The organism is Streptomyces sp. NPDC001100 (assembly GCF_053598575.1).
Window position 1 is genome coordinate 1 of the sequence record NZ_JBSFKO010000081.1, and the last position, 12605, is coordinate 12605.

Sequence of the window (12605 nt, forward strand, 5' to 3'; positions counted from 1 at the left end):
GTGCGAGAACTACTGCCGTTCGGGAGCGCCATCACGGTGCACGGCCCCACCGAAGCCAGGGCCCACCTCCGCGACCTCGCCACCGATCTTGCCCACCACTATGCGCCGTCACCAACGTCCTGACCCTCAACACCTGGACGAATGAGTCCGATGTCCGAGACCATCAGTGCTCGGGTGGGGCCTGCGGAGGCTGCGATCATGGATGCGTTGTCCATGCCTTCGCACGCGATTCGGAGTGGTGCTGCCGTGAGTTCCGTCCCGCCGGACCCGTCAACGCTTCACCCGATGCCGGAACAACCTCGCGTGGTCCTCCTGAAGCCGCTGGTGACGTCGCCCCTGATCGAGATCGGCGAGTACTCCTACTACGACGATCCAGACGAGGCGACGGGTTTCGAGACGCGGAACGTGCTGTACCACTACGGTCCGGAGAAGCTGATCATCGGGAAGTTCTGCGCGCTTGGTACTGGGGTGCGGTTCATCATGAACGGGGCCAACCACCGCATGGACGGCCCGTCGACTTTCCCGTTCCCCATCATGGGCGGCAGCTGGGCCGAGCACTTCGACCTCATCACCGGTCTCCCCGGCCGCGGAGACACGGTGGTCGGCAACGACGTCTGGATCGGCTACGGCGCCGTGGTGATGCCCGGAGTCCGCATCGGCCACGGGGCCATCGTCGCGTCCGGCGCCGTTGTCGTCGACGATGTCCCCGACTACGGCATCGTCGGTGGCAACCCGGCCACATTCGTCCGTGCCCGTTACAGCCAGGCCGATGTCACACGGCTGCTCGCTCTGGCCTGGTGGGACTGGCCGACCGAGCACCTCACGCGACACCTGCGCGCCATCATGTCCGGCACTGTCGAGGACCTCGAAGCCGCCGCGCCGGGCAGGTGACAGCCCGGGGTTGGTTGATCATCGAGTCGACGATGTGGATGAACGCCTCGCAGCAGGGGAACAGTTCGTGCCTGCCGGTGAGGAGGTAGCCCTCCAGCCAGCCCTGGCAGGTGTGTTCGGAGAGGTTCTCCATCACCCGGCCGTGCCGCCCGCAGCGCCGGAGCGAACGCCTCGCGGGCAGCCCCCTCACAACGCTGGCCTTCGACTCCTGAAGGCACTTCTCGAGGTCCGCGAGCGGCGCCAGGAGACGTCCGCTCGACGACAGGCGCGGCTTCCCGACGCCGTACTCACAAAACCCCAGCTCAACACGGTGAGAGTGCGCGGATCCGGCCACTGGAGAGCGCTCCACAACTCGGCGGCGCTTGGTTCGGACCTTTACCGGGCTCCATACGGCATGGCCAACAGGCCTGCTTTGCAACCCATCGCGTTGAAGCCGTTGACGCATGAAGGGTCGCGCCGGACACTCCTGCATTGAACGGCGATCCCTGCCTGGCCCGCACCCAACTCAGGCCTACGGCAATCGACATGACGGATCGTTCGGAATCAGGAGGACAACCAGGGACCGCAGACTCACGATCATCCTGAGAGCGCTCTCATACCTGACCTGCTCTCCGGTCTTCGCCAGGAGCCAGGCCCCCTGCACCACTCCCCACCCGCCAGCTTGCCAGGGAGGACCCACACGATGACGAACTCCCCACCACCTGCCGGTGCGCCCGCAGGCAGCCAGAGAACCGTCCCCCTCGTTCTGGGCAGCACTATGCTGCTGCTCATCGGCACACTCGTAGGCCTGATCGGCACCGGTGGCAGCGCCTCGGCGGCTGTACCCGGCGCTCCTGCAGGCTGGACCACTGTCTTCTCCGACGACTTCAACGGGTCGTCCGGCAGCGCGCTGAACCGGGCCGACTGGCTCTACGACCTGGGCACCGGATACCCCGGAGGTGCCGCCAACTGGGGAACGGGCGAGATCGAGTCGGCCACCGACTCCACGAGCAACGTGTACCAGGACGGGCAGGGACACCTGGTCATCCGGGCGCTCCGGGACGGCTCCGGCCACTGGACCTCGGGACGCATCGAGACGCAGCGCACCGACTTCGCCGCCCCTCCTGGCGGACAGCTCCAGATGAGCGCGTCCATCCTCCAGCCCAACCCGGCCAGTGGACTGGGCTATTGGCCCGCGTTCTGGGCGATGGGCGGCGCGGCCCGCCCGGTCGGCGCGACGAACTGGCCGAGCATCGGCGAGTTCGACATCATGGAGGACGTCAACGCGCTGAGCAAACACTCCACCACCTTCCACTGCGGGGTGTGGGCGGGCGAATGCCACGACCCCGACGGCATCACCAGTGATCTTCAGCCGTGCGCGGGCTGTCAGACCGGCTACCACACGTACTCCGCGATCATCGACCGCACGAACACCGCCGCGGAGCAGCTCCGCTTCTACCTCGACGGCAATCTGACCTTCACCGTCAACGAGAACCAGGTCTCGGTCGCCACCTGGCAGGCCGCCGTCGACCACGGGTTCATGGCCATCTTCGACCTGGCGATCGCCGGTTCGTACCCCGACAAGGTCTGCGGCTGCAGCTCGGCCGCCCAGGCGGGCAGCATCACATCAGGTGCCGCCATGAGCGTCGACTGGTTCGCGGTCTACCAGCAGGGCGCCAGTGGCAGTACCACCGGCGGTACGACGACCGGCGGCACCACGGGTGGCAGTACGACCGGCGGGAGCACCGGCGGGAGCACGACGACACCGGACTACACCGCCGGCGTGACGCGCCTGAGCAGCAGTCAGGCGCAGATCACGTTCGTTGCGACCACACCCGCGGCGTACGTCGATGTGCACTACCTCATCAACAACGCCGGCCAGCAGAACTTCCGTATGACCAACAGCGGCGGCACCTGGACGCAGAACGTCACGCTCACCGCCGGATCCACCCTGACCTACTGGTTCACCTACGAGAAGAACGGCCCCCAGTACGACAGTCCGCACTACACCTACACCCAGTGAGCATCCTGGGCCGGTCCCGTGGGACCGGCCCAGGTACAACGGCCGCGCAACGGCCGTGCCCGAACGAAAGCCGTCAGTAGCGGTCGCAGGTCTCGCGGACGTAGCCGTCGTGGCCGGCCGGGGTGACGTCGAGGTCCCGCCGTACGATGCTGATCCGGTCGCCCCAGCCCGCGCAGGCCTTCTTCATGCCCTTCTCGGTGTACTCGACGACGATGACGTGGTCGCCGAACGCGTCGGCGTAGGAGCCGCATTCGTCGTACTGTCCGCACTCCTCCACCACTGCGAAGTCGAGGCCGACCCGCTTGCGGTCCTTGGCGAGTTCGAGGGTGTTCTTCTGGGCGATGGCGAGGTGCCGGGCGTGCGCATGGCGGGCGAGCAGGGTCTGGAACGCCTCGGCGTCGGCCGCGTTGAGCAAACCGTGCGGGGCGCGGGTGTAGCTGTCGTAGTTGTCCGGCTCGACGGCGTCGAATCCCTTGTCGGCGCACGCGTCGATCCAGCCGTCCACCTTCTCCGCGATCCGCGCGCGCTTGGCCGGGGTGCCGATGTCGAGCATCGCCTCGCCCCAGTCCTTGTCCATGACGACCTTTCCGGAGCGGTCCCGCAGCAGGAGGTCGGCATCCCAGTCCCCCTCCGCGTCCGGCTGGGCCTGGAACGCGTTGACGTAGCAGACGTTGTAGACGCCCGGGGCGGGTGAGGCCGTGTGGTCGCGGGAGACGACGGAGACGCCCTTCGGCGGGGTGTACGCGCCACCGAGTTGGTAGTCGACGCCTGCGTGGACGGGCGGTGTGGACACCTTCGCCGTCGCGGTCTTCGGCGAGCTGTCGGCATCGGTGGCGGAGCCGGAGCAACTGACGGCAACGAGGGCCGTCGCGGCGAGGATGACGGAGAGGGGCATGGTGACACGGCGGGAGCCGGCCCGGGACTTGCGCATGACGGTCTGCCTCTGGATGCGAGAGCATGCCCCGCCTCGGACACGCTGGATCCTGGCGACTGGGGCCGGGCCGACGGCTCGAAGGCCTGTGTTACCGGCTGGGAATGCCGTGGTTGTGCGGACCGCGGGAGTGTCGGGTGGTCCGGTGCCGTGACGATACCAAGGCGGCCGCGACCGATTGCGCCGGCCCCGGACCTGGTCGGCGGGTGTCCAGGGTCGGCAAGGGGGTGCCGTCGGGCGTACGCGTCGTCGGCGTCCGCGCGGTGCGCGCGACAGGGCGAGCAGGAAGGCCGTACTGCCCGACGGAGCCTCGCGGTGAGGTCGCCGCCGTGGTTGCGTACGACGTCCCGTGCGACGGCCAGGCCTGGACCAGCCCGGCCGTCGTCACCTGCGCGGGCCAGGGTCGCGGTGATCGCGGTTTCGGTGTGCCGCTGGCCGTTGTCCCGGAACTTGCCGAGAACGCGGGCCAATTGGCCGCAGCTGCCCATGCGATGCCGTGGCGCACCCGGAGGGCGGGCATCGGCGCCGCCACACCCGCCTCCCGTCCGGAGCCGTAGGCCGCGTACACCTCTTCAGAACGGGCCGAGGACCCGCTGAGGGGACACTCAGTCGGTCGCGGCATAGGTCCAGAAGTCACGCATCCACGCGGGGAAGGCGGGACCGGACAGGCCGCAGGGGGTGAAGAGGACGCTGACCGTGTCGGTCGACGGGTCGATGTGTAGGGCGGTGCCGGTGCCGCCCACCCAGCCGTAGCGGCCGGGGCTGTTCCACAGCTCCGCGGAGGTGACGTCGACCGAGCCGCCGTAGCCCCACCCCTGGCCCTGGAGGAAGAGGTGCCCCTCGGCGCGCTGGTCCGCGGTGAGGTGATCCGTCGTCATGAGGCCTACGGACGCCGGGGAGAGGACCGTGCCGCCGCCGGCCAGCAGCATGCGGCCGAAGGCGTGCCAGTCCGCGACGGTGGACACCAGGCCTCCCGCGCCCGAGGCGAAGGCGGGCGGGGCTAGGGCGGCTTGGGTTCTAGAGGTCGTTGCAACACCTGACCTTCGGGGTTGTTGCGATGACCAAGCCGCGTCGAAAGGGTGGAGCCAAATGGCGCCGCCCTAGCCAACCCTAGGCCCACCACAGGACGTCGTCGTCGGACAGATAGCACTCCCCGTGGGTGACGTATCCGCCGCGCACCACGCCGTCCCAGCAACGGCGAACCATCTCCTGAGCCGTGAGGTTGCCCCAACCCCAGTCGATGTCGCCTTCGTAGCCCATCTCGTCGAGGACGACCGGCTTGCCCCACTGCTCCCGCCAGGCGCCGGTGTCCTCAGGCCCACGCTGGATGCCGGAGTGAGTGACCCACTCGGCACTGTTGTCGTAGAGGTCCACCCAGTTCTGCACGACGTGGACGCCGTCGAGCTGTTCAGCCATCTCGCCTCCAGTAGTCGTGCGTGAGGTCACCGGCGCCGATCCAGTCGGCGTCCACCGTGGACACCAGGGGCACGGCCGGGGCCCTGGGAACGAGCGAGGACAGGTCCTCGCGCAACCGGTCTCGTACGGTGCTCACGTCGTCGGAGTGCGAGGCGTAGTCCACGGGGATGCGCCAGGCCATGACGCCCTCGGCGGCGAGTTCGTCGACCAGGGCCCCGACCTCGTCGCCGGGTCCGGCGACGACCAGCACGCGCGGGCCGTTGACGGCGGCGACCGTCACCTTGCCCGAGCGGCGTTCCAGGTACGGGGCGAGTTCGTGACTCCTCCAGGAGTTGGGCGGCCATTCCCGGCCACTGGGAGCCGAGGCCGGGGAAGACGAAGACGGCCTTGCGGCCGGGCAGCGTGCGGGCGGTGACGACCGCCGGGTCGGACCGTCCCGCCGTCACCGACCTCCTCGACAGCTACCGCAGTACGCGCCGCAGGCACGACCCCGGCCAGCTCATCGAGGTCATCACCGGAGCGGAGGCGCTGCGCCAGCACCTGCGGCAGATGCAGGACAACGCGCGCCACGAGATGCTCTGGTTCTGCAAGGCGCAGTACGTGGCGATGCCCTCGGGCAGCAACCGCGCCGAGTACGACGCCCTCGCCCGCGGGGTGCGCTACCGCGTCCTGTACGAGCAGGCCTTCTTCGACGACGAGGGCGCCGTGGACAACGTCGTGGAAGGTGTGCGCGCCGGCGAGGTGGCCCGGTCGGTGCCTCACCTGCCGCTGCGCCTGGCCGTGGCCGACCGTGCCATCGCCATCTGTCCGCTGGTCCCCGGTGGGCCCCAGGGCAGTCCCCGGGTGGCGACGGCCGCGTTGGTGCGAGGCAGCAGCCTGCTGGAGGCGCTCATCTCGCTCTTCGAGCGCTACTGGGAGACCGCGGTCCCGCTGAAGGTCAGTGCGGCCGGCGGGGTGGAGGGCAGCGACGGGGTCGTCGACGCCGACCCGCTGACCGAGACCGACCGCCGGCTGCTCTCGCTGCTCGTGGCGGGTGGCGCCGACAAGGCCATCGCGAGTCAGATGGGTCTGAGCAGGCGTACCGTGCAGCGCCACATCCAGCACATGATGACGCTCGCCGGCGCCGATACGCGGATGCAGCTCGCCTGGCAGGCCGCTCGCCGCGGCTGGCTCTGAATCCCGCCGCGCACTCTCATCGGCCGAGTCCCGGGCGCAAGAGACATCCCCTCACGGGTTCACAGCATTGATGGGATGGATCTGTTGTTGACATCCCATGACGCGTGCCTCTGGTCGCATCTCCTGGTGGAATTCCCCAGCGCCTCCTCCCGACCTCTAGACAATCCCCTCACGCCCACCCTATAAACATCCCATCTCTCTGTCGGCGACATCCAACTGTCGCATCGGTGTAACAACCCCGCTCCGGGACAAGCGCGAGGAAGTACCCATGAGAATGAGAACCGCACTCGGCTCCACCGCGTCCGTCGTCTGCGCGCTGACGCTGCTCAGCGCGTGCAGCAGCGGCTCCGGCACCTCCGCCTCGTCGAGCGACAAACCGCTCGTCGGCGTCGACTACCCACGGTCGGACACCGACTTCTGGAACTCCTACATCAAGTACACGCCGGACTTCGGGAAGCAGCTCGGCCTCTCCCTGAAGACCACGAACTCTCAGAACGACGTCGCCAAGCTCACCGCCAACGCGCAGACGTTCATCAGCCAGGGCGTCAAGGGCATCGCGATGGCGCCGCAGGACACCGCCGCCATCGCGCCGACCCTGGCCCAGCTGGAGGCGAAGAAGATCCCCGTCGTCACCGTCGACACCCGCCCCGACACCGGCAAGGTGTTCATGGTGGTGCGGGCCGACAACCGCGCCTACGGCGAGAAGGCCTGCCAGTTCCTCGGCACGAAGCTCGGCGGCAAGGGCAAGGTCGTCATGCTCGAAGGCGGCCTCGACTCGATCAACGGCCGTGACCGCACCGAGGCGTTCAACGACTGCATGAAGAAGAACTACCCCGGCATCAAGGTGTTCGGCGAGGCCACGAACTGGGACGGCGCGGTCGCCGCGCAGAAACTGCAGACCGACCTCACCGCCAACCCGGACATCAAGGGCGTCTACATGGAGTCCAGTTTCGGCCTGTCCGGCACGCTGCAGGTGCTCAAGCAGAAGGGCCTGCTGGTGGATCCGAAGGACAAGAAGCACGTCTTCATCGTGTCCAACGACGGCATCCCCGAGGAGCTCAAGGACATCGCCGCGGGCAAGATCGACGCCACTGTCTCCCAGCCCGCCGACCTGTACGCCAAGTACGCCCTGTACTACCTCAAGGCCGCGATCGACGGGAAGACGTTCAAGCCCGGCAAGACGGACCACGACAGCACGATCATCCAGGTCCGCGACGGTGTGCTGGAGGACCAGCTCTCCGCTCCCCTGGTCACCGCCGACGGCGGCACCTACGGCGGCGTTCCCAGCGTCAAGAGCGACGACACGTCGCTGTGGGGCAACCACCTCGGCTGACCTGCCCGGTCAGGGACCCAACGGCTATCCAGAACAAGGCGGTTGAGATGAGCGACGGGGAGCGTACTGTCACCCCCGCGCCCGCCCCGGCGGACGACGGGCGGGCCCCCGCAGCCCCGCCCGTCGTCGAGGCGACGGGCATAGTCAAACGATTCGGCCCTACGGTGGCCCTGAACGACGCCCGGATCACCATCCGGCCCGGTGAGACCCACGCACTCGTCGGCCGCAACGGAGCCGGCAAGTCGACCCTCGTGTCCGTCCTGACGGGCCTGCACGCCCCCGACGAGGGGACGGTCACCTTCGGCGGCGACCCCGCGCCACGGCTCAGTGACCGCGACGCCTGGCGCCGGCGCGTCGCCTGCGTCTACCAGAAGTCGACGATCATCCGCACGCTGACCGTCGCCGAGAACCTCTTCCTGAACCGGCACCACCACGGCCCCCACCGGCTCATCAGCTGGACCGGCGTACGCCGCCGGGCCCAGGAGCTGCTGGCGGCCTGGTCGGTGGACGTCGATCCGCAGTCCCCGGCCGGCGAACTCAGCGTGGAGCAGCGGCAGTTCGTCGAGATCGCCCGGGCGCTGTCCTTCGGGGCCCGGTTCATCATCCTCGACGAGCCCACCGCACAGCTCGACGCGGCGGCCATCAACCGGCTCTTCGACCGCATCCGCGACCTGCAACGCCAGGGCGTGACCTTCCTGTTCATCAGCCACCACCTTCAGGAGGTCTACGAGATCTGCGACATGGTGACGGTGTTCCGCGACGCGGCGCACATCGTGACCGCGCCGGTCGCCGAACTGCCTCGCACCGAGCTGGTCGCCGCCATGACCGGAGAGGCCGCGGCAGACCGGCGCCAGGAGCGCGCCGCCAGCCTGGAGGAGAGCGCCGCACCCGCGCTGTCCGTACACGCCCTGGGCAGCGACGACACCTACACCGACGTCACCTTCCGGGTGGGCGCCGGTGAGATCGTGGGCCTCGCGGGTGCCGCCGCCAGCGGACGGACGGAGGTCGCCGAGACCGTCGTAGGACTGCGGGCCGCGGCGACCGGGGAGCTGGAGATCTCCGGGCGCCGGCCCCGGCCGGGCAGCGTGCCCGCCGCGCTCGCGGCCGGCGCCGGGTTCGTCCCGCAGGACCGGCACCACCAGGGTTTCGTGCCCGACATGTCGATCGCCGACAACGCGACCCTGTCCGTGCCCAGGCGGCTCGGCAGGAACGGCTTCCTCAGCCGCGGACGGCGCGACCGGCTGGCCGAGGGCCTGATCGAGAACCTGGCCATCAAGACCCCCGGACCGGAGCTGCCCGTCTCCGCCCTGTCCGGCGGCAACCAGCAGAAGGTCGTCATGGCGCGCGCCCTGGCCGACGATCCCCGGCTGCTGGTCCTGATCAACCCGACCGCCGGCGTGGACGTGCGCTCCAAGGAGTTCCTCCTCGGCAAGGTCGAGGAGACCGCCGAGTCCGGCACCGGCGTGCTCATCGCCTCCGACGAACTCGACGATCTGCGCATGTGCGACCGGATCCTGGTGATGTTCCAGGGCCGGGTCACGACCGAGATACCCCGCGGCTGGCACGACCACGACCTCGTGGCCGCCATGGAAGGAGTGGACCTCGATGCCTGAAACCGTCCTCGCCGAGGGCGCCGCCCAGGCCGTGGAGCCCAAGCGGAAGCGGACCGCGCTGCTCGGCGGCCGGATCCCGCTGGCCCGGCTGCGCGATCTGGCGCTCGTTCCGGCGATCGTCGCGATCGCGATCGTGGGCCAGATCGTCAACCCGGTCTTCCTCCAGACCGACAACCTCATCAACGTCCTGCAGACCATGTCCGAGATGGCTCTGCTGGTCCTCGCCCAGACGATGATCCTGATCGTCAAGAAGATGGACCTCTCCCTGGAGTCCACGATGGGCCTGGCCCCGGGAGTCGCGGCCTGGCTGGTCGTCCCGGCCGGAGCCGGACACGGACTCGGTCTGCTCCCGGGCGCCTGGGCGGTCCCCCTTACCCTCGCCGTCGGCGCGCTCGTCGGCGTGATCAACTCACTGCTGATCATCCGCTTCGGCCTCAACGGCTTCATCGTCACGCTCGGCATGCTGATCGTGCTGCGCGGCATCCTCACCGGCATCTCCGGCGGTCAGACCTTCTTCCAGCTGCCGCAGTCGATGCTCTACGCCGGCACCGCCGAATGGTTCGGCATGCCCGCCTCGATCTGGATCTGCCTGGCCCTGTTCGCCGTCGCGATCGTGGTGCTCGGCTGGACCAGTTTCGGCCGCTCCCTGTACGCCATCGGCGGCAACGTCGACGCGGCGAAGGCGGCCGGCATCCGTACCGACCGGGTGCTGTGGATCGTCATCGTCACCGGCAGCGTGCTGGCCGCCCTCGCCGGGCTGATGCTCTCCGGACGTCTGGCCTCGGTCGCCTCCGCGCAGGGCAACGGCTACATCTTCACCGTCTTCGCCGCAGCCGTCATCGGGGGCATCAGCCTCAACGGCGGCAGGGGCACCATGTTCGGCGCGTTCTGCGGCATCCTGCTGCTGTTCATGATCCAGAACGTGCTGACGCTGGCCGGTGTCCCCGCCCAGTGGATCGGCGCCCTCAACGGCCTGATCATCCTGGTCGCCCTCGCCATCTCCCGCATCACCGGCGGCAAGGTCCAGGAGTGACCCGGGCGGCCCACCAGCAGCCCCGCCTCCATCGCGTTCACGTCTCGTCGCAGGGGGAACCGTCTCCCCTGCCCGTCACAGGAGTTGCCGCCATGTCCTCCCCCGTGCCCCCCTCAGCCCGCATCATCTCCCTGGACGTCCTGGACGTGCGGTTCCCGACCTCCGAACACCTCGACGGCTCGGACGCCATGAACCCCGAGCCCGACTACTCCGCCGCCTACGTGGTCCTGCGCACCGACGCGGGCGACGGGCTGGAGGGGCACGCCCTGGCCTTCACCACCGGGCGCGGCAACGACGCCCAGGCCGCCGCCATCGCCACCCTCGCTCCGCACGTGGTCGGCCTGCCCGTGGAACAGGTCTGCTCCGACCTCGGCGCCTTCGCCCGCTCCCTGGTCCACGACCCCCAACTGCGCTGGCTGGGGCCGGAGAAGGGCGCCATCCACATGGCGACCGGCGCGGTTGTCAACGCCGCCTGGGACCTGGCCGCCAAGCGCGCGGGCAAGCCCGTGTGGCGTCTGCTGGGTGAGATGTCGCCGGAGGAGCTGGTCGCTCAGGTGGACTTCCGCTGGCTGTCCGACGCCCTCACGCCCGAGGAGGCGCTGGAGATCCTGCGCCGGGCCGAGCCCGGCCGCGCGGAGCGCGTCGCCCGCCTCCTCGACCAGGGCTACCCCGCCTACACCACCACCCCCGGCTGGCTCGGCTACTCCGACGAGAAGCTGGCCCGCCTCGCCCGCGAGGCCGTCGCGGACGGCTTCACCCAGATCAAGCTGAAGGTCGGCGCCGATCTGCAGGACGACATCCGGCGCCTGCGCACCGCCCGCGAGACCGTCGGCCCGGACATCCGCATCGCCGTCGACGCCAACCAGCGATGGGATATCCAGCCCGCCATCGACTGGATGCGGGCCCTGGCCCCCTACGACCCGTACTGGATCGAGGAGCCCACCTCCCCCGACGACATCCTCGGCCACGCCACCATCCGCAGGGCGCTGACCCCCATCAAGGTCGCCACCGGAGAGCACATCGCCAACCGCGTCGTGTTCAAACAGTTGCTACAGGCCGGCGCGGTGGACATCGTGCAGATCGACTCCGCCCGCGTCGGCGGCGTCAACGAGAACATCGCCATCCTGCTGCTCGCCGCCAAGTTCGGCGTCCCCGTCTGCCCGCACGCCGGCGGCGTCGGCCTGTGCGAGATGGTCCAGCATCTGTCGATGTTCGACTACGTCGCCGTCTCCGGCACCACCGAGGACCGGGTCATCGAGTACGTCGACCACCTGCACGAGCACTTCGTCGACCCGGTCCGCATCGTCGGCGGCCACTACCTCGCGCCGACGCGGCCCGGACTGAGCGCACAGATGCACCCCGCCTCCCTCAAGGAGTACAGCTACCCCGACGGCCCGGTCTGGTCCGCCCGTGTCTGAACCGCCGCCCCTGGCCGGCGCCCACCACCACGTGTGGACCCCGCATCGAGGACCGGCGACGGGCCGCCGACCGGCCCCCGGCGCGACGCCGGCTGACGAGCACGGTGGTCGTGCAGTGCGTCAGCGAGTCGCACCCGGAGGGGCTGCAACCGCCGTCCGTCGAGCGGGTCCTGTGCCGGACAGCACCTGGGCCTCGGCTACGACGCGGTGCTCTGCCAGACGGCCACCGCCTTCTACCGCCTGTCCGACCACGCGAACAACACGTAAGGAGAGGACAGCGTGCTGCTGACCGAACTGCTGCACCCCGGCATCCTCGAAGCACTGGCCGGAGCCGGCCACGGCGCCCGCGTGTTGCTCGCCGACGGCCACTACCCCGCCAGCACCGCCACCGGCGAACGCGCCAGAACCGTCCACCTCAACCTGGCACCCGGCACCCTCGACGTCACCACCGTCCTGGACGTGCTGCTGCGCGCCCTGCCCGTGGAGTCGGCGCAGGTGATGGTGCCGCCCGAGGGCGAGCCGGAGCCGACGGCCATCGCCGAGTACCGCTCCCGACTGGCGCCGGTACCCGTCGGAACACTCGACCGTTTCGGGTTCTACGACGCCGCCCGCTCCCCCGACCTGGCCCTCGCCGTCGTCACCGGCGACACCCGTACCTACGCCAACCTGCTGCTGACCATCGGCGTCCGCGCGGAAGGGACCCTGACTCCACGATGACCCTCGCCGTCCGCTACACCTCCGCCCGCACCCTCGACACCGCACCGGCCACCGCCGCCGCACCCGGCCCCGGCG

The 12605-nt window shown here is 69.5% G+C and carries 11 protein-coding genes and 2 pseudogenes; 8 read left to right on the plus strand and 5 right to left on the minus strand.

All coding sequences use genetic code 11. The features are described from left to right. Positions 1–213: 213 nt before the first annotated feature. Positions 214–891 (plus strand): CatB-related O-acetyltransferase, encoded by a 678-nt coding sequence (locus ACWDEW_RS48585; protein WP_450522763.1) that lies wholly within the window; start codon positions 214–216, stop codon positions 889–891. Between the two features lie 10 nt (positions 892–901). Here ACWDEW_RS48585 and ACWDEW_RS48590 read toward each other — a convergent pair. Continuing rightward, positions 902–1042, minus strand: a pseudogene (locus ACWDEW_RS48590) (hypothetical protein); the annotation flags it as partial. Between the two features lie 606 nt (positions 1043–1648). Between ACWDEW_RS48590 and ACWDEW_RS48595 the strand changes: the two are divergent. Beyond that, a complete protein-coding gene (locus ACWDEW_RS48595) occupies positions 1649–2893 on the plus strand; it encodes a glycoside hydrolase family 16 protein (RefSeq protein ID WP_450522765.1) in 1245 nt (414 codons plus the stop codon). Between the two features lie 73 nt (positions 2894–2966). On the opposite strand, the gene ACWDEW_RS48600 is transcribed toward ACWDEW_RS48595, so the two are convergent. From ACWDEW_RS48600 to ACWDEW_RS48615, 4 genes are all read right to left on the minus strand, one after another. Then, the gene (locus ACWDEW_RS48600; protein ID WP_450522767.1) at positions 2967–3824 is read right to left on the minus strand and encodes an endo alpha-1,4 polygalactosaminidase; all 858 of its coding nucleotides are present in this window, start codon (positions 3822–3824) and stop codon (positions 2967–2969) included. Positions 3825–4429: 605 nt separating this feature from the next. Then, the gene (locus tag ACWDEW_RS48605; protein WP_450522783.1) at positions 4430–4915 is read right to left on the minus strand and encodes a serine hydrolase; all 486 of its coding nucleotides are present in this window, start codon (positions 4913–4915) and stop codon (positions 4430–4432) included. A 19-nt stretch (positions 4916–4934) separates the two neighbouring features. Further along, on the minus strand, positions 4935–5240 hold the full coding sequence (locus ACWDEW_RS48610) for a hypothetical protein (protein ID WP_450522769.1): 306 nt from the start codon (positions 5238–5240) through the stop codon (positions 4935–4937). Beyond that, a complete protein-coding gene (locus ACWDEW_RS48615) occupies positions 5233–5520 on the minus strand; it encodes an acyltransferase domain-containing protein (RefSeq protein ID WP_450522771.1) in 288 nt (95 codons plus the stop codon). The genes ACWDEW_RS48610 and ACWDEW_RS48615 overlap by 8 nt, the downstream gene beginning before the upstream one ends. A gap of 104 nt (positions 5521–5624) precedes the next feature. Here ACWDEW_RS48615 and ACWDEW_RS48620 point away from each other — a divergent pair. From ACWDEW_RS48620 to ACWDEW_RS48645, 6 genes and pseudogenes are all read left to right on the plus strand, one after another. Continuing rightward, positions 5625–6416 (plus strand): annotated as a pseudogene (locus tag ACWDEW_RS48620) (LuxR C-terminal-related transcriptional regulator); the annotation flags it as partial. 268 nt (positions 6417–6684) lie between these two features. Further along, positions 6685–7749 (plus strand): sugar ABC transporter substrate-binding protein, encoded by a 1065-nt coding sequence (locus ACWDEW_RS48625; protein ID WP_450522773.1) that lies wholly within the window; start codon positions 6685–6687, stop codon positions 7747–7749. A 47-nt stretch (positions 7750–7796) separates the two neighbouring features. Next, positions 7797–9362 carry a sugar ABC transporter ATP-binding protein gene (locus tag ACWDEW_RS48630; RefSeq protein ID WP_450522775.1) on the plus strand — a complete coding sequence of 522 codons (1566 nt, stop codon included), beginning with the start codon at positions 7797–7799 and terminating at the stop codon, positions 9360–9362. Beyond that, positions 9355–10395, plus strand: a complete 1041-nt coding sequence (locus ACWDEW_RS48635; RefSeq protein ID WP_450522777.1) for an ABC transporter permease — start codon at positions 9355–9357, stop codon at positions 10393–10395. Before ACWDEW_RS48630 ends, ACWDEW_RS48635 begins: the two co-directional genes overlap by 8 nt. A gap of 92 nt (positions 10396–10487) precedes the next feature. Then, on the plus strand, positions 10488–11813 hold the full coding sequence (locus tag ACWDEW_RS48640) for an L-fuconate dehydratase (RefSeq protein ID WP_450522779.1): 1326 nt from the start codon (positions 10488–10490) through the stop codon (positions 11811–11813). 279 nt (positions 11814–12092) lie between these two features. Further along, a complete protein-coding gene (locus tag ACWDEW_RS48645) occupies positions 12093–12530 on the plus strand; it encodes an RbsD/FucU family protein (RefSeq protein WP_450522781.1) in 438 nt (145 codons plus the stop codon). Positions 12531–12605 lie beyond the last annotated feature (75 nt).

Excerpts from the sequence above, each read along its gene's own strand:
- ACWDEW_RS48610 (WP_450522769.1), bottom strand. The coding sequence starts at position 5,240 with ATGGCTGAACAGCTCGACGGCGTCCACGTCGTGCAGAACTGGGTGGAC.
- ACWDEW_RS48625 (WP_450522773.1), top strand. The coding sequence starts at position 6,685 with ATGAGAATGAGAACCGCACTCGGCTCCACCGCGTCCGTCGTCTGCGCG.
- ACWDEW_RS48595 (WP_450522765.1), top strand. The coding sequence starts at position 1,649 with ATGCTGCTGCTCATCGGCACACTCGTAGGCCTGATCGGCACCGGTGGC.
- ACWDEW_RS48600 (WP_450522767.1), bottom strand. The coding sequence starts at position 3,824 with ATGCGCAAGTCCCGGGCCGGCTCCCGCCGTGTCACCATGCCCCTCTCC.
- ACWDEW_RS48635 (WP_450522777.1), top strand. The coding sequence starts at position 9,355 with ATGCCTGAAACCGTCCTCGCCGAGGGCGCCGCCCAGGCCGTGGAGCCC.
- ACWDEW_RS48640 (WP_450522779.1), top strand. The coding sequence starts at position 10,488 with ATGTCCTCCCCCGTGCCCCCCTCAGCCCGCATCATCTCCCTGGACGTC.
- ACWDEW_RS48585 (WP_450522763.1), top strand. The coding sequence starts at position 214 with ATGCCTTCGCACGCGATTCGGAGTGGTGCTGCCGTGAGTTCCGTCCCG.
- ACWDEW_RS48630 (WP_450522775.1), top strand. The coding sequence starts at position 7,797 with ATGAGCGACGGGGAGCGTACTGTCACCCCCGCGCCCGCCCCGGCGGAC.